At 59.3% G+C, this 16,632-nt stretch carries 16 protein-coding genes and 1 pseudogene; 10 read left to right on the top strand and 7 right to left on the bottom strand.

What is annotated here, in order from left to right:
* Positions 1-109: 109 nt before the first annotated feature.
* Positions 110-340 (bottom strand): annotated as a pseudogene (locus ACZ1JY_RS13240) (IS5 family transposase); the annotation flags it as partial.
* Positions 341-428: 88 nt separating this feature from the next.
* On the opposite strand from ACZ1JY_RS13240, the gene ACZ1JY_RS13245 reads away from it, so the two are divergent.
* Positions 429-1,508: an IS5 family transposase gene (locus ACZ1JY_RS13245; RefSeq protein ID WP_465129595.1), complete on the top strand. Its 1,080-nt coding sequence runs from the start codon at positions 429-431 to the stop codon at positions 1,506-1,508.
* 226 nt (positions 1,509-1,734) lie between these two features.
* Here ACZ1JY_RS13245 and ACZ1JY_RS13250 read toward each other — a convergent pair whose 3' ends face one another.
* From ACZ1JY_RS13250 to rfbA, 5 genes are read right to left on the bottom strand one after another with little or no spacing between them, the layout of a single operon-like run.
* On the bottom strand, positions 1,735-2,931 hold the full coding sequence (locus ACZ1JY_RS13250; protein ID WP_465129597.1) for an acyltransferase family protein: 1,197 nt from the start codon (positions 2,929-2,931) through the stop codon (positions 1,735-1,737).
* Entirely contained in the window at positions 2,904-3,959 is a 1,056-nt protein-coding gene (rfbB, locus tag ACZ1JY_RS13255; protein ID WP_465129598.1) for a dTDP-glucose 4,6-dehydratase, read from the bottom strand. Before rfbB ends, ACZ1JY_RS13250 begins: the two co-directional genes overlap by 28 nt.
* Positions 3,952-4,809 carry a dTDP-4-dehydrorhamnose reductase gene (gene rfbD, locus ACZ1JY_RS13260; protein WP_465129599.1) on the bottom strand — a complete coding sequence of 286 codons (858 nt, stop codon included), beginning with the start codon at positions 4,807-4,809 and terminating at the stop codon, positions 3,952-3,954. The genes rfbB and rfbD overlap by 8 nt, the downstream gene beginning before the upstream one ends.
* Entirely contained in the window at positions 4,806-5,351 is a 546-nt protein-coding gene (rfbC, locus tag ACZ1JY_RS13265) for a dTDP-4-dehydrorhamnose 3,5-epimerase (RefSeq protein ID WP_465129600.1), read from the bottom strand. The genes rfbD and rfbC overlap by 4 nt, the downstream gene beginning before the upstream one ends.
* A complete protein-coding gene (gene rfbA / locus ACZ1JY_RS13270; protein WP_465129601.1) occupies positions 5,348-6,232 on the bottom strand; it encodes a glucose-1-phosphate thymidylyltransferase RfbA in 885 nt (294 codons plus the stop codon). Before rfbA ends, rfbC begins: the two co-directional genes overlap by 4 nt.
* Positions 6,233-6,704: 472 nt before the next feature.
* On the opposite strand from rfbA, the gene ACZ1JY_RS13275 reads away from it, so the two are divergent.
* Together ACZ1JY_RS13275 and ACZ1JY_RS13280 are read left to right on the top strand one after the other, a co-directional pair.
* Positions 6,705-7,775 (top strand): IS1595 family transposase, encoded by a 1,071-nt coding sequence (locus tag ACZ1JY_RS13275; protein WP_465129602.1) that lies wholly within the window; start codon positions 6,705-6,707, stop codon positions 7,773-7,775.
* A gap of 406 nt (positions 7,776-8,181) precedes the next feature.
* Positions 8,182-8,688 carry a transposase gene (locus ACZ1JY_RS13280; RefSeq protein WP_465130916.1) on the top strand — a complete coding sequence of 169 codons (507 nt, stop codon included), beginning with the start codon at positions 8,182-8,184 and terminating at the stop codon, positions 8,686-8,688.
* 709 nt (positions 8,689-9,397) lie between these two features.
* Here the strand turns inward: ACZ1JY_RS13280 and ACZ1JY_RS13285 are convergent.
* Complete coding sequence (locus ACZ1JY_RS13285) at positions 9,398-10,294, bottom strand: hypothetical protein (protein ID WP_465129603.1); 897 nt, start codon at positions 10,292-10,294, stop codon at positions 9,398-9,400.
* A gap of 403 nt (positions 10,295-10,697) precedes the next feature.
* Between ACZ1JY_RS13285 and ACZ1JY_RS13290 the strand changes: the two genes are divergently transcribed.
* From ACZ1JY_RS13290 to ACZ1JY_RS13320, 7 genes are all read left to right on the top strand, one after another.
* Positions 10,698-11,432, top strand: coding sequence for a LuxR family transcriptional regulator (locus ACZ1JY_RS13290; RefSeq protein WP_465129604.1), 735 nt, complete (start codon positions 10,698-10,700; stop codon positions 11,430-11,432).
* 59 nt (positions 11,433-11,491) lie between these two features.
* Positions 11,492-12,133: an acyl-homoserine-lactone synthase gene (locus tag ACZ1JY_RS13295; RefSeq protein WP_465129605.1), complete on the top strand. Its 642-nt coding sequence runs from the start codon at positions 11,492-11,494 to the stop codon at positions 12,131-12,133.
* The gene (locus ACZ1JY_RS13300) at positions 12,133-12,996 is read left to right on the top strand and encodes a phytanoyl-CoA dioxygenase family protein (RefSeq protein ID WP_465129606.1); all 864 of its coding nucleotides are present in this window, start codon (positions 12,133-12,135) and stop codon (positions 12,994-12,996) included. The genes ACZ1JY_RS13295 and ACZ1JY_RS13300 overlap by 1 nt, the downstream gene beginning before the upstream one ends.
* A complete protein-coding gene (locus ACZ1JY_RS13305) occupies positions 12,993-13,628 on the top strand; it encodes a GntR family transcriptional regulator (protein WP_465129607.1) in 636 nt (211 codons plus the stop codon). The genes ACZ1JY_RS13300 and ACZ1JY_RS13305 overlap by 4 nt, the downstream gene beginning before the upstream one ends.
* Before the next feature lie 85 nt (positions 13,629-13,713).
* The gene (locus ACZ1JY_RS13310; protein ID WP_465129608.1) at positions 13,714-13,845 is read left to right on the top strand and encodes a benenodin family lasso peptide; all 132 of its coding nucleotides are present in this window, start codon (positions 13,714-13,716) and stop codon (positions 13,843-13,845) included.
* 66 nt (positions 13,846-13,911) lie between these two features.
* A complete protein-coding gene (locus tag ACZ1JY_RS13315) occupies positions 13,912-14,589 on the top strand; it encodes a lasso peptide biosynthesis B2 protein (protein WP_465129609.1) in 678 nt (225 codons plus the stop codon).
* Between the two features lie 266 nt (positions 14,590-14,855).
* Positions 14,856-16,295: an asparagine synthase-related protein gene (locus tag ACZ1JY_RS13320; protein ID WP_465129610.1), complete on the top strand. Its 1,440-nt coding sequence runs from the start codon at positions 14,856-14,858 to the stop codon at positions 16,293-16,295.
* The last annotated feature ends 337 nt before the right edge of the window (positions 16,296-16,632 follow it).

The raw sequence follows: 16,632 nt of genomic DNA on the forward strand, positions 1-16,632 counted from the left end.
CTTCAGCGATCCGACGCACTGGGCATCCCGAGGTGAGGAAAAGAGGGGACGTCGCCATCGAAGTGGAACGATCCGACAGGTTATGGCGCTTGGGCTTGGGACTCGTTGGTCACAGCCAGAAGAGTACGGTGGCTGCGAGAGCGAGGGTGGGGAAGAAGACGGTTGGGCAGCGCTCGTAGCGGGTCGCGAAGCGGCGCCAATCTTCCAAGCGCCCCAACGTCGTCTGCACGCGGTTAGGTCGTTTGTAGCGGCGGTTGTCGTACTTGACGGGCATGGAACGTGATTATCGGCCCGAAAATCAGGGTTTGGTGCCCTTTTGCTCAAGCGCATTTCGCGACCATGCCGAGGAAGCTGGAGACCCGCAAAAACCGATGGAGTTTCGGTGTCGTTGGTGATTCATTGATCGAGAGCGATCATGGAGAGCCGTGATGGATCCGAAGTTCCTGTTCAGTTTGGACGATCATCTTGAGGCCTTGAGCAAGGACGGCGATCCGCTCGAGGTTCTGCAACAGACGGTGGACTTTGAATACTTCCGGGCCTGGTTGGTTGAAGGGCTCGGCGATGGCGATGGTGCCAAAGGTGGTCGCCCTTCGTTCGATCCGGTGATGATGTTCAAGGCGCTGATCCTGCAGGCGCAGCACAACCTGTCGGACGCGCGGATGGAATTCATGATCCGGGATCGCCTGAGTTGGCTGCGTTTCCTTGGGCTGTCGCTCGGGGACCGGACGCCGGACGAGAACACGATCCGGCATTTCCGCAATCGCCTGACCGAGACCGGAACGCTCAAACGGGTGATGAAGGCCTTCGACTGGCAACTCCAGAAGAAGGGCTACATCCCGATGTCGGGGCAGATTGTCGATGCCTCGCTGGTGCCCGCGCCCAAGCAGCGAAATACCGAGGGTGAACGCGAGGCGATCAAGTCGGGCAAGAGTGCGAAGGATATCTGGCCCGATGCACCGAACAAGGCCGCGCAGAAGGACACCGATGCACGCTGGACGCTCAAGATTGGCGGCAAGGTGCGCCATCGGGAAGACGGCACGCCGCTGCCCATGATTGCCCTGCCGGTCTTCGGCTACAAATCCCATATCAGCATCGACCGGCGCTATGGCTTCATCCGGGAGATGGCGGTAACGTCCGCATCGGCTGCCGACGGGCGTCTCCTTCGGCACGTCGTGAGTACCGATAACACCGGCTCCGAGGTCTGGGCAGACAGCGCCTATCGCTCAAAGCGCAACGAGAAGTGGTTGTCGGATCGGATGCTCACATCGCGAATTCACCGGCGCAAACCCAAGGGCAAGCCCATGCCGAGAGCGATCGCCAGAGCCAACGCCGCAAAGTCCTCGATACGGGCCCACGTCGAACATGTCTTCGCGCATCAGAAGAACCGCTTCGGACTGTTCATCCGCACCATCGGCTTGGCCCGTGCCGAAGCAAAGCTCACCCTTTGCAACATGGCCTACAACTTCAACAGGCTGATCTTCCACGAGCTACGCGAAAGCATGGGATGACTCTGCCAGGAATCTCGAAGAACCGGCTCAAACCGCCCGAATTACCTACAGAAATAGACCAGCGGCGGGTCATTGTAGTCGAAAAGCACAGGGAACAGCCATCCTCGGACCAATCCGCCTCGAACTACATGGTTTTTGCGCGTGTCCAGCTTCGTCAGACAAGCAGAAGTCTGCTAACGCCTCCTGCCTCGTCGAAGACCCTCTGCATCAATGCATGCGCTGATTTTCAAGAGGCTGATTGGGCTTGGATCCTAAGCATCGCGGCCAGACGATCACCTGCCGACTTCGAATATGCGAGCGCGCGCTTTTCGATCAAATGCCACGACGCAATCGACAAGGTCAGAGTCACTGGGACACTCGCGGCTATATTCAACCAAGGGGAGTGCCCCGGCCACAGGTCGACAAGGCTTTGCTGCACCGGGTATGCGAAGATATAAACCCCATACGAGAAGTCGCCTAGATCGTTGTAGCGAAGCACAGTGCCTTTCGGCACGAAGGCGAGCCATAGCGATGTATAAACAAGTGCGGCCATGATCGCTGACGAAAAGAAAGCTGTCGAGGAGACCGCCAGAACCATGACCCAGACGAATGCCAGGCCCTGCGGACTGAGCCGCACGCTTTCACGCCAGACGTAAACGGCCATTCCCAGGGCAAAGGGAAGCCCCACAAAGAACATGATGTCCAGACGATAAGCGATCCCTCCCGATGGCGCTGCGAACACCGACCACCCATGAGCGATTAGAACTGCAAGGAAAAATGCTGCGAAAAGCGGTTTTCTGCGAAGGCCGCCAATACATCCAATTACGACCACGCCAGCATAGCAGGCAACTTCGTAGAAGAGGCTCCAAAGGCTTCCGTTTGTTGCCGCACCGTATGGGTTGCGCCCGAAGACGCCCGGCAAGAGGTCGTTGCGAAAGGCGAGACTGGCGTTTCGGGGAACGTATGCCCATGTTTGAAGGCTGGCAAAGTATTCGGAGGTGCGCAGGCTGGTCACGATCGGGCCGAGCGCAAATGCCGTAAGTGTGAGAACGACCAGCAGGGCCGGCCACAATCTAAGGAAACGCGCAATACAGAAATGCGCGAAAGTCTGCCTGCGATCGAAGCTTCGAGCGATCAGTAGCCCAGAAATGCCGAAGAAGATTGCTACGGCATATTGCCCGAGCGAAAGGCCGGTCGTGGCGCGAAGCGGCTCGGCCATCTCATCCCCGGCCACCAAGGCAAATGCGTGGGACACCAGCACTGCGCCTGCGGCGAGAATACGGATCAGGTTCAGGTTGTTGTCCCGCCCGCCGAGGCAGTCCGCAAGGACGCGGGCTTGTGCCAGCCGCAGGCGGGGCTTGTTATCGGCGCTCACATCTAGACTGCCCATGCGTTTACTCCCGGCAGCATCATGGATCATAGCGCCTGCAGCGGCTTCCACCACGCCTCGTTGTCCAGATACCAGCGCAGCGTGTTGCGCAAGCCGTTCTCGAAATCATGCTGTGGCACATAGCCAATCTCGGCGCGCGCCTTGGTCTCGTCGATGGCATAGCGGCGATCGTGGCCCTTGCGGTCCTCGACAAAAGTCTTAAGCTCTCTGGTGGCACGGCCCTTCGCGGCAGGGGCGTCGGGATAGCGCTCGGCAAGGCCTTCGACTTCGATGAAGGCGCGGTCGACTTCGGCGCAGATGCGGTCGATCACCGCCATGTTCGGCAGTTCCTCGCCGCCGCCGATGTTGTAGGTCTCGCCCGGCTTGCCGTTCCTGAGCGCTGCCTCGATGCCGCGGCAGTGATCCTCGACGTAGAGCCAGTCGCGCACGTTCATGCCGTCGCCGTAGATCGGCAGCGGCTTGCCCGAGAGCGCGTTGAGCACGAACAGCGGAATGAGCTTTTCCGGGTAGTGGTAGGGCCCGTAGTTGTTCGAGCAGTTTGTCGTCGTCGTGTTCAGCCCATAAGTATGGTGATAGGCGCGCACCAGATGGTCTGACGCAGCTTTCGAAGCGGAATAGGGCGAGTTCGGCTGATACTGCGTGGTTTCGCTGAACGCGGGATCACTGGGGCCGAGCGAGCCATAGACCTCGTCGGTCGAGATATGGTGAAAGCGGTGATCCTTGCCGGAGCCCTCGTCGAGCCAGACCTTGCGGGCAGCCTTGAGCAGGCTGTTGGTGCCGAGAATATTGGTGTCGATGAAGGCGTCCGGTCCAGTGATCGAACGGTCGACATGGCTTTCGGCGGCGAAGTGGACCAGCGTGGATACGCCGCGCGTGCGCAGCAGCAATTCCACAAGATCGGTGTCGCGGATGTCGCCTACCACCAGTTCGGCCTGCTCGACATCGGCAATGGTCGAGCGGTTGCCGGCATAGGTCAGGCAATCCAGCACAATGATCGTGTCATCGGGGTTCTGCTTGGCCCAGTAATGGACGAAGTTGCCGCCGATGAAGCCGGCGCCGCCGGTGACGAGCAGGTTAGCCAAGAGCCTTTTCCTCTTTCAGCATGGTCTTGAGATTGGTGCGCCAGTGGACCTGCGCGTCGCCAAGCAGCGCACGGGTGGCCGAGGCATCGAGCACCGAGAACGACGGCCGCTTTGCTGGCGTCGGGTAGTCCGCCGTAGCGATGGGGATGATCGCAGGAATGCGAGCAAGCAGGCCGAGCGCTTCGGCCTCCTCGGCAATGGCGACGGCGAAGTCGTACCAGCTGGCAACCCCTGCATCGCGATGGTGGTAGATGCCCGGCTGGTCCTTTTCCGCAAGCCCCCACAACGTCTGCGCCAAGCCGGTGGCCCAAGTGGGCGAGCCGATCTGGTCGGCAACGACGCGCAGTTCGTCACGCTCGCGCATCAGGCGCAGCATGGTGCGGACGAAGTTCGCGCCGCCTGCTGCATAGACCCAGCTGGTCCGAATTACGATCGCGTGTGCACCCGCAGCATCTTCGCCTGCGGCCTTGCTCGCGCCGTAGACGGATTGCGGGTTGCGGGCATCGTCAGGCCGGTAGCCCCGCCCGCTCGAGCCATCGAAGACGAAATCCGTGGAGACCTGAACGAGCCGCTTGCCAGATCCCGCAAGCGCCTTGGCAAATGCACCGGGCGCGCCCGCGTTGACCGCATGGGCGAGGGCGGGCTCGCTCTCTGCGCGATCGACAGCAGTATAGGCTGCAGCATTGAGCACGAGGTCGGGCTGCTCGGCTTCGACCACGCGTGCGACCGCATCGGCATCGGTCAGATCCAGTGCCGTGCGGTCGAGCGCGACGCAGGTCCAGCGTTCAGGCCGCGTGGCCAGCAGAGCCTTGCCGAGCTGGCCGTTGACGCCGGTGATCAGTGCTTTCACGGAAAGGCCTTTACGTCGGCCAAGGGCACGCCCACTGCGTCCTTGGCGGAGAGCTTCGGCTCGATCCCGTCAAGCGGCCATTCGATGCCAACAGCGGGATCATCCCATGCAAGACTGGCCTCATTCTGAGGCGCGTAGGGGGTCGTGCACTTGTAGAGGAAGTCCGTATCGTCCTCGAGCGTGAGGAAACCGTGGGCAAAGCCTTCGGGTACCCAGAACATGCGCTTGTTCTCGGCCGAAAGCACGACACCGGTCCACTTGCCGAATGTCGGCGAGGAGCGGCGCAGGTCCACCACCGCATCGAACACCGCGCCGCGCACGACGCGCACGAGCTTGCCCTGCGGACTGGGGTTCTGGAAGTGCATGCCACGCAGCACGCCCTTCTGCGAGCGGCTGTGGTTGTCCTGCACAAAAGTCAGATCAAGCCCTGCCTTGGCAAAGACTTGCGCGTTCCATGATTCCAGGAAGAAGCCGCGATCGTCGCCGAACACCTTTGGCTCGATGATCAAAGGCCCCGGAATGTTGCACTCGATGACGTTCACAGCGGGCCCTTCTGCGTCAGCAGTTGCAGCAGATATTCGCCATAGCCCGACTTGCGCAGCGGCTGGGCGATGGCTTCAAGCTCCGCATCGCCAATGAAGCCCTGACGCCAGGCGATTTCCTCGGGGCAGCAGATCTTGAGGCCCTGCCGCTCCTCGGTGATGCGCACATAGGTCGCCGCATCGAGCAGCGAGCCGTGCGTGCCGGTGTCGAGCCAGGCATAGCCGCGGCCCATGATCTCGACCGAAAGCTGGCCTTCGTCCATGTAAAGACGGTTGAGATCGGTGATCTCAAGTTCGCCTCGCGGTGAGGGCTTGAGATCACGGGCGCGATCGACCACGGTTTCGTCGTAGAAATAGAGGCCTGTCACCGCGTAGTTCGACTTCGGTGCGGAGGGCTTTTCCTCGATCGAACTGGCGCGACCTTCGGCATCGAACGCTACGACGCCATAGGCTTCGGGATTGTTGACGCGATAAGCGAAGACGCTCGCGCCGGATGGACGCTCGTTGGCGCTGCGCAGCAGTTCCGGCAAGCCATGGCCGTAGAAGATATTGTCGCCCAGAACCAGCGCGCTGGGGCTGCCTGCCACGAAGTCTGCGCCGATGTGGAAGGCTTGGGCAAGGCCGTCGGGCGTTGGTTGGACGGCATAACTGATCGATACGCCAAGTGCGGATCCATCGCCAAGCACCCGCTTGAACTGGTCGGCATCCTCGGGCGTGGTAATGATCAGGATATCGCGAATTCCGGCCAGCATCAGCGTGCTGAGCGGATAATAAATCATGGGTTTGTCATAGACAGGCATGAGCTGCTTCGAGACACCGCGGGTCAGCGGGTAAAGGCGCGTGCCTGAGCCGCCTGCCAGGATTATGCCTTTGCGCCCCATATGATCCTAGTTCCTCCAAGTATCAAGCCGACGAGCACCATCACGCCGAGCCATCAATGGCACTCCGCGGGCCTTTTGTGCATCGCAGCACAGGCATTGGCGGTCAACCACAAATCCGCGATCTCTTGACAGGACGGCAGGCCCATCCGCCTGCCGCTATCGTGTTTCGCGATTGTATCCTAGCGGTTGGCGTCGTGCTTTGGAGGATCGGAACGGACCTCCAGCCTTTTCCCGCCTGCGCGTCTCACGGCAGCCCTGTATCTTTGACCGTGCGCTCGAAGCGCTACCCCTCTGCCGCACCACCTCCAGCACAGCTGTAGTGACCAGACCCGGATAGTCCACCCGTCAACACCTGCGTCGGGAATGCTGAAAGAAATAACTGTCGGGTAAGCGCAGGCAGCCACGTCACCTGCCCGCATGCATCGGGTTTTTCCGCTGCAACGCCTTGTTCGCAGCTGGTGAAGAATGAAGCATGAGCAACCGTAGAACAGTCGCAATCGTAAGTGACCATGGACCACAATATGGTGACCAGGAGTTCGGGGTCCGGCCCCTGTCTATGCATGGGGTCGCACAAAGCGCTCGAGGCACAAGCCTCAATCAGTTCAATCTAATTTTTCCCGACAGCGATGCCTGCCTGGCGCATGTGTTTGATGTGAAATTCGGCCAAGGATTTCCCTGCTACATCTGTAAGGCACCCGCTTACTGGAGGCGGAGAAAGACACGCCGCTCATTCTTGGCCTCCTGCTGCCACAAGGCCGAGATATTCCCGCTGTCTGGTACAATGTTTCATAGGACCAAGATTCCGCTATGGAACTGGTTCTTTTTGATGCTCAACTTCACGAATTCCAAAACGGGATTCTCCTCCACGCACGCACGCCGCCTCCTCGGCACATCCCAGGAGGTTGCCTTTCATATGTGCGACCGCATCCGAACCCATCTGGCTCTTCTAGAAGGCCGCAGATCCATTGGAGGACCGGGAATGCACGTCTATGTAGACGAGGCACTCCTGCGCGGCGTTATCTCGGATGGCGAGGACGCCAATAACATCAGCGTCCTGGGCGCTTGTACGGACCTGGAATTAAGATCCGTCATCATTCCTGACCGCAAAGCCGGCACATTGATTCCTATCCTCGAGCGCATACTGGTCGCAGGCTCGATCGTGGTGACCGACAGCTTTGCGAGTTACAGATCTCTGAAATCGCGTGGATGGGACAGAGTCGTAGTAAACCACAGACAGCGCATCTTTGTGAATGAAGACGGCATCAGCCAAGCCCATATAGAGAGTTACTGGAAACACTTGAAGAGGTCATTCCGCGGAACCCATCTTAAAATTTCTAGAAGATATATATGGAAGTATATCAACTCGTTTAATTTCATTTATAATCGCAGAATGCGTTCTAATGAGATTTTCTGGGATTCTGTGTCATCATTTCCAAGGTTCTTAGATAGCCCTTATCCTCATCGTGATGTGGATCTCGGCTATCAAAGCTTAGTACTGCCTGACATAAACCAAAAACAGAGCAGTGGCCTCCGTGATGAATGACGTCCAGCACAAGGGGGAGCGCCAGACGCGCTGCTCGACAAGACAGCCGGAAGGCATGAGCATTCTCCACCTGAACGAGCATTTTCCGGATCAAGATTCTATAATAACCTACCTGTTTGAATGCCAATCCGATATGATTTCGAAATGCAAAGAATGTGGTTCGACAATTAAACTTTGGAGAGTCAAGGGAACAAAGAGATATGCTGGCCTATGCTGCGGGTACACTATTAGAACAGTGACCAAGGGAACACTCTTCTTCAGAAGCAGTCTGCCACTTAAATCATGGCTTATCGCGATAATGTACTTCTCGAATTCAAGATCCGGCATGACAACTGGGTTCATCCAAGCCATGCTTGGGACTGCGCAGGAGACTGCCTTCCGAATGGCTGACCGAATCCGTAGCCGCATGGCACTACTCGAGGAGCGAAGAACTATCGGTGGCGTGGGCGAACCCGTCGTTGTATCATTCCGCAGGCTTAAACGAACTCGGGACCGGGGCCCCCCTCGCGGTCGTGAACCCTTGGTAATGGCGCTGTTTGACAGTGTTCAGGTGGTCACCTTGGTTGTTCCAAACCGGAAGATCCAGACAATTGCGCCTCTTGTTCTTTCCAAGGTTCGGCCCGGATCAGTGTTGCTTTACATTAACGATATAGAGAAGCGTCGACTTCTCGGGTACGGATTCGACAGGCGGCTGTCAAAAAAATTCGAGCTCGAGTCAGCAACGTCGCACCCAGAGCCCATGAATCTTGCTATATCCTACTGGACGAATTTCCATAGAACTTTTCGGGCGACTTATGGTAAGGCACGATATACCAATATTTCCAAGTATCTTGGTGAATTCAATTTCCGGTTTAATCGCAGAATGCGTCCGGACAAGATCTTTTGGGACATCGTTTACAGCCCGGATATCTGAAGCGGCTGACAAGCAAGCCAAAATCGTGCGGGAATTCCATTGGACGGCGGCGGTGGCCAGCGGGGAGGCACGGTTGTGATGACGGTGCTCGAAGATCCATTCGATGGCGGGGGTCTCCAGACCCTCGTTACACAGAGTTCATGGCGAAACCGCGGCCCGATGACCTCGTCATCAAGGACAACGTGTCGATTGCCAAGTTTGCACCCGTAAGACTTCCGCAGACGGCATAGCAAACCGCGCTGCAAATGCATCCGCCGAGCAGGACCTCGTCCTGACCGAAAGTCAGCGCAAGGTTTGTCGGAAGACTTTCAGGGTATCCATAACCGGTGAACTTGGCATAAAGATTGGAACTGCCATCGGGCCTGTACACCCATGGCTGCAGCGCAGACTTGGTGGTCGGTGCAGACGTCCCACGCAAAATCGCTCGCTAACCGCAGGAGAGCAACGCGGACTCTTAGTCAGACTTGGCGCTGGGTTGCCGGCGTCGCGCTGAATAATGGACGCCACCCACTCAGACTACGGGCTGTCTCGCAACCCTGTCCGGTGGCCGGTTACAAAAAGTTGAGCCCCCGGCAAGAATGACTGAAATTGCGACCCAGCGACAACGGTAGCGATCCAAGGCTGCCATTCTACACTCTGTCTTCCGGGCATTTTCAACCGGGAGCGATGTTTCAGATCCGCCAACCGTCGCATTACCTCTGAACTCCGGTCAGAGCAGGGTAGTCGGGACATTCGGCTCATAATCCAGACCGAACAGGCGCAATCCCGGCGACTCCGGATCCCACCTTTTGCGACGGGTACTTGCGTTGATCTTCGGGTAGCGAGTTACAAAGCGCTCGTCGTAGCGGGCATAAAGCGCAGCGAAGAATGCATCGAAGTGAAGCCCGCTTCCCTCATCTGGAAAACCTGGAACGAGGCTAGTGCGACACTCCCGCTCCATCGCCACCATCGCGAGTGCCGCCGCCTCGCATTGCCCGGCCTGGTCGAGAAGATCACGGCGACGGCCCAGGATTTGCAGAGCATCGTGAAAACGCCGGACTGACGGCACGGGGGCGCCGTCACGCGCGAGAGCAGCATCGCCACCGCCACGCCGCGGCCATTCGTCCAGTTCCTCTACCTGGAGTTTGCAATCATGTCCGGCGGGCCGGTTGCCCCTGATGAGGACCAGATGGCCGATAACGAGCGCTGGGTGCGTCATGTGCAAGTTGGTGCAGTCGCCGATGATTTCCTCGACCCGGTTGCCGAGGTTTCGAAACGCTCCGGTCACGCCCTTGCAGGACACAGACAGCACCGGCCCGATCCGGGCCAGCGAGACGAGCACATCAACGTGCTTGGCCCTGATGCCCCCGAGCACGGTGCCCTCCCCGCAGCCGCCAAGAGCGGGATCGAAATGAAGCAATGGAGCGCCGCGCCGCCGCCGCTCCACCCTGAATGGAGGACGGGGGATGATGTCATCGGGGTCAAAGCCTCCTTCAACAACCAGCCGACATGCGACGTACCAATGCAACGGCAGAATATGGCGTTCGGATTGGATGCGGCCATCGAACTCGGCGAAAGCCCCCAGCGCGGCAGCCAGGCTTGTCCACCTACATGTGTGATTACCCACTACGGTGGTCGGACTGCAATCATCATGTCGTGCAGCACTTCTGCGGATTTGCTTGCGTGCGACAGCAGCGCAAGGGATGCGGGTGCTTCCTGGGCGGAAGATTAGCCCGGCCATATTACGGTTCGCACGGCTGTTGCGCGTTGAGGTCGAGAAGCAAGAGGGATCGATGCTTGCCCCAACAGCTTCTGATCCTTGATGAATTTGTGACGAACCCGCGTTGCAAGCAGTCAGTAGCATGATAAACAAGCAGCCATTGCAACAGGACCGTGTTGCAGCCTGAGAACTGGGATCGCGGTCCACAGGCAGGAGAAAGGGCGCCCTGCTGGAGGCCGGCTAATAAGACTGCCGGCGGGCGCAATGGTACCTCATGGCGGCTCGGGCGCTTGGGGAACTTTTGGAACAGATGTCTGAGCGGGCGGGATCGATCATTGAACTCGATGAGTTGCTCGGCGAAGTCACCTTCAGGCTTGGCTTCGATTACTATGCCCTCGCCCACCATTGCCAGCTTGCGAGCAATGAGGAAGGTGCGATCCGGCTGCACAATTACCCGCAACGCTGGGCGGAGAGTTATGATTCTCACGGGCTTGGCCTGGTTGACCCGGTTCATCGCGCCAGTCACGTCACCGCGAAGGGGTTTTCCTGGTCCGACATCGGTCACCTCATTCCACTCACGCCAGACGACCGCAAGATACTTGCACTTGGCGAAGAACAGGGCTTGCGCAATGGATTTACCGTGCCAGCCCATGTTCCCGGCGAGGCGCGCGGTTCGTGTTCCTTTGCTTGCCGCAGTCCCAGAAGGGGCGAACCTGTTCCGCTCCTTGCTCATTGCGCCGGAACCTTCGCCTTCGAGACAGCGCGACGGATCTGGCTGAAGCGTGGTCATAGCCTGAATCTTCGGAATCCCGTTCTGACCGATCGCCAGCGCGAGTGCGTGCTTCTCATGGCCCAAGGCAAGAGCGATCCTGAAATTTCGACGATCCTGGGCATATCGCGCGAGACCGTGACCGAGCATGTCCGCACGGCGTGCCAGCGTTATGGGATCTACAAGAGACAATTGCTGATCACCCTGACCCTGTATGACGGAACACTCACGTTCGGGGATGTGCAACCATGGAGATACCCCCATTTCTGGGGGTAGCGAGGACGTCGTCACCGTTCGATCCTTGGCCGACCAGTTCGGTTGAGGAGCAATCCGTCATGTTGAAAGTTACCACGCCCGGCACAGAGCCGGACGCTGCCCTGTTGCGCGCCATGTTTGCGGCACGAAAGGCAGTATTCATCGATCTGCTGGGGTGGGACCTTCCGGTCCTTGCCGACCAATACGAAATGGACCAGTTTGACGATGAACACGCACGGTACCTGATCCTGACTGACGAAGGCGTTCATCTTGCGTCTGCCAGGCTCTTGCCGACAACGCGGGCAGGAATCCTTTCAGGCCTTTACCCGATGCTCTGCGCCGGGCCGACGCCCTGCGCGCCCGATACCTTCGAAATTACCCGCTTCTGCCTTGACCGCTCACTGAACGCACGCGAACGGCGGGACGTTCGCAATGCCCTTGTCCACGCGCTGGCAGTATACGCTCTCGATGCGGGAATCTCGCGCTATTGCGCGGTGGCAGGACTTGGCTGGTTCAGGCAGATCGAACGGTTCGGCTGGGACTGCCGGGCACTGGGCTCCTCCATCCGCTCAGGAAAGGAGGAATTGGTTGGACTCGAAATCGACATTACTGCCGACACGCCACGGCTACTCGAAGCAGCCGGTGTCTGCAAAAAGGACAGTGGCCATCTGACACCGGAAATGTTGTCCTCGGTACCGGAAGGGGGCAAGGAGTGGCACTGATGGAACCGCCCGACCAAGCCAACATGATCGTCCATCAGTTGCAAACCGAGGGCTACGCGATCCTGCACGAAGCCCTGCCCGCGCCCATTATCGAGCAGCTCCATGACGATCTCAAAGGCGACTTTGCAGCAACGCCATTCGGGACCGGTATGTTCTACGGAGAACGCACCAAGCGGTTCGGCCGCCTCTTGCGCCGGTCATCTGTCACGCAACGCCTGGTTCTGCATCCGGTCATCCAGGATGTCGTACTCAAGATCCTGGGACCCTGGTGCGATCGCATTCAGCTCAATACGACCCAAGCAATTTCGGTCCATCCGGGCGCTCCAGCACAATTGCCCCATCGCGATCAGGACATGTGGCAAGCCGATTTTGGCGAGCGCGAGTATCTCGTGAACGTCATGTGGCCTCTGACCAGATTTAAGGAAGGAAACGGCAGTACGAGGATCTGGCCGCAGAGCCATGGCAACCAGTGCCACTCGACATTGGCTCCGGCTGAGTTCATCACACCTGACCTTATCCCGGGATCCGCCCTGTTGTTTCTCGGCTCGACGCTGCATGGTGCGGGAGAAAATGCCAGCACGGAGGAGCGGCGCGGAATTGTCATCGGCTATTCTCTGGGCTGGCTCAAACCTTACGAAAACCCTTGGCTTGCCTATCCACCTGAGATCGCACGGACATTTCCGCCAGAACTCGCGGCACTCTCAGGTTACGTTCAGCACCGGCCGAACCTGGGAAACTTCGAAGGGCAATGCCCTTCGATTCTGCTCGGGGACTACAAGGGGGAACCTCTTGGCGCAATCGATGCCCTGCGTCCTGACCAGTTGCAGCAGGCTGCTGCCTTTGCTGACCGGAGGAGCGGATGAGTGCCGGGCCCATTGCCGAGCGCGTGTATGACGCATTGCGCGCGATGATCCTGTCCCGCACCTTCATCCCGGGGGACCGTTTGGATCCGGCCACATTGAGCGAACATCTATCCGCCAGCGTCACGCCGGTACGTGAGGCACTTCATGTACTCTGCGGAGAGCAGCTTGTCGTGACGCATCGCACGGGGGGCTTTTTTGTCCCGACAATTGACGAGCCGACGCTAAAGGACATGTATTCCTTCAGCAACGAGGTGCTGGGACTGGCCCTGCGCCTCTGGCAGCCTTGGACACTCGTGGACTGGGACAGGATTGCAGAGCGCAGGACCGCCTATGCCGAACGCGTCGGGGATGCGCTGGAAGGAACGGCTCGGGCGTCAGTCAACGTCGAGCATGCCAAGGCGGTGATACTTCTGAATGCCCGCCTTCATGCTGTGCGAGTCATCGAGCCTGCAGTCCTACAGGGCTCCGTTGCAGAAATTCGCGACATCGAAAGCGCGCTTGACAGTGGCGACAAGGATCTGCTGCGAAGGTTGCTCGGTGCCTATCATCGTCGTCGCATTCGCAATTCTGCAGACATACTTCGTGCCCTGCACCGCCCGATTGGCCCGGCACCGCAAACAATCGACATATAGAATTCGTATAAGTTTCAGATAGCTCGACGCCATCCATAGTCTGATCCTGCCGCAATCAAGCGGCGAGCTGAAAAGGAGAAGACCGATGGAACGCACGTTCGATTTCGTCGAGGACGTCGAAGACCTGGGCACCGCCAGCATCGAAACGCTGGGCCCTCCGGGGGACCGGATCGAGTTCGGTGTGCTCGCGCAGCTGCCCGGCCTTGATCGCGACTGATCCACTGGCGGGTGCGGCGGTCCTCACAGGCCCGGCGCACCCGCCTTGTCGTTGCGTGGGGCTGACATGACACCGCCTGACTATGATCTTTCCACCCGCCGGATCGCCACGGGGATTGGTATTGCGCTGATCGGCGAAAAGGCGATCGTGCTTGATGTCCGGCACGATCGCTACACCATGTGGAGCGGGACTTGCGCCGCAGCGCTGCGCGACCTGCGCAGCGGCAATCCGTACTGTCTCCACCCCGGCGACTGCAGCAAGCTTGAGAGCCATGGCTTGCTTGCAGGCGATCCAGTCAGCACAGGACCATGGCTGACGGCGGCGGACGTCCCCACGCCAAACGACAGCGCGGTGGATGGTCCTGAAGCTGGACGATTGCGCTTGCCCGACTTGCTTGCAAGCGTCTGGAACTGCATTCGCGCAAGGAAGAATCTGCGTAATGCTCCCCTCCACCAGGTTCTCGTCGACCTGCCCGCCGTCATTCGTAGTGGCACGACGCGCAATCTTATCGCCCACGCCCGCGCTTTCGACCGGGCGCGACGCTTCGCGCCGGTTCGGCCAAGATGCCTTCCCGACGCGCTGGCCTTTGTACGCATGGCAAGGCGCAAGGGCTTTGCGGTCGATCTGGTCTTCGGGGTAAAGCTCCATCCTTTTGAAGCCCACTGCTGGGTGCAGTCGGGCAGCCTCGTGCTGACCGATCCCCTGGACAAAGTGCGCCGGTTCGAAGTGGTACTGGCGCTGTGATGCAGGGGTATCTCGTCGAATTGCCGCTAGATTGTCCGCTGGATAAGCAGGCACCCGGACGTCCCATGCCACAAATATCGAGGCCATGGCGCTCACGAACATTGAATGGCCTGACCATTCATGTGTCGCCTGCGACCGCATCGCGCCAAGTTGGCAGGACCGTGATTATCGGAGAGATCTTTGGCGATCTCTCAGTGTTAGGACGTGTTGATCTTCACCCCGACATGCTCGCACAGCACTGCTGGGGCAACTATGTTGCTTTTCACATGTCCCAGAGCGGCAAACCCGCATGGTTGCTGCGATCACCGCTTGGCCACCTTCCGGTCTATACTGCCGCCGAGGTCGGCAGCCTGTGGGTGTCCTCCCACGCGCCTGCGCTCTTGGCGGCGCGCGGCACAGCGCCGCAAATTGACTGGACCTTCGTCGCGGCACATCTTGCCTTCCTGCATCTAAAGACAGCGCAGACTGGCCTGGTCGGCATCGAGGAACTTCTCGGCGGTGAATGGCTCGATCTCGCGGTGTGGCCACCGGGACAATATCTAGCCTGGTCACCGGGCAAGTTTGTAAGCGGTGACCTCGAGATCACGGACTTTGCAGAAGCCAGCAGGTCCCTCGCCAATAGTATAGACGAGGCCGTGCGCTGTCTCGCTGGCGACGGCAAGATCCTGCTGGAGCTATCTGGCGGACTTGATTCCTCGCTCATCGCAATAGCCCTGGCCAACTGCGAAGCCGAGGCTTGGGCAATCAGTCTTTCAACGGGCTCAGCGGAGAGCGATGAGCGCATCTATGCGCAGGCGGCGGCCGATGCTGCGGGCATCATGCTCAAATTGCGCGAAGTCGGGAGATCCCGCTTGGCTAGCCAACCTCGCAACCGCGAAGCCCGTCCGGGTCTGCCGATGATTCTCGGCGCGGCCGATGCTTTGCTGGCAAGACATGGCAGTGCGCTCGGGATTACAGCATTCTTCAGCGGTGCGGGTGGTGACTGCGTTTTTGCAACGCCGAACGCTGCCGGGGCTGCGGCTGATGCGGCAATCCGGTCGAGCTGGGCTGCCCCTTCGACTTGGCGCACCGTAGAGGCGCTAGCCCGCTATCACAATGCCAGTGTCTGGTCCGTCGCTCACAGAGCCTGGCAACAAGTGCGGGGCGCAGCAACTCCCGCGGGTTGGCCGCGCACGCAGGGCTATCTTGCCGATACCGTTCCCCTCCCCGAGAAACCGCTGCACCCATGGCTCGCAGAAATCAGCGATATGCTGCCGGGCAAGCGGGACCATGTCCTTGCGATCCTCGCCAGCCTCGCTCACGTCGATGGCTATCCTCGCCATGCCGTTGCCCCGACGCGGTTTCCCCTGCTCAGCCAGCCCGTGGTCGAAACCGCCTTGCGCATACCAAGCTGGCTCTGGGTCCAGAAAGGGCAAGACCGGGCAGTTGCCCGTGCCGCATTCAAGCACCGCCTTCCCGACCTGATCCGGGATCGACGCAGCAAAGGGGCGCTCGATGGCTATGCGCTAGCAACGATCGAGCAGCAGGCGGAAGAGCTTATGCCGCTTCTGCTAGATGGTCATCTCGCACGGCAGGGCCTTCTCGATCTGGCAAGATTGGAACGCGCGTTGCAGGCAAAGGCGAAGCGCGCGGACCCGCGCGCGCATCTCCTCCTGCCACTGATCGATACCGAGTGCTGGCTTTGCGCCTGGCTTGGCGAGCCGTGAACTGCTCTGTTGGTCAAAGCGTCCGACCTGCCACGCCGCAAGACATTGAACAAACGAGGCGCTTACCTGCGGCCGGATATTTCCACCCGCCAGGGTAGCTGAGTGCTAGCAAAATCGGTTGTGCCATTGCGGATCGCTACGCAATTGGTTTTCTGAATTCCCGCTTAGATGCTAGGTCTTTCGAGCACGGCGACCCGTCAAATCTGGCCAGCCGTGCGCCCTGGCCTTACGGATCTGATCCAACCGAAGGCCAGGGCCATCAACCGCCGAGTTTCTCTGCATCCTCACATTTTGTGTTGCTGACCATTCGCTCGCGCAAGTTGTCCCCAGGTGATGG

The organism is Novosphingobium sp. BL-A-41-Hi4B-X5A (assembly GCF_055521705.1).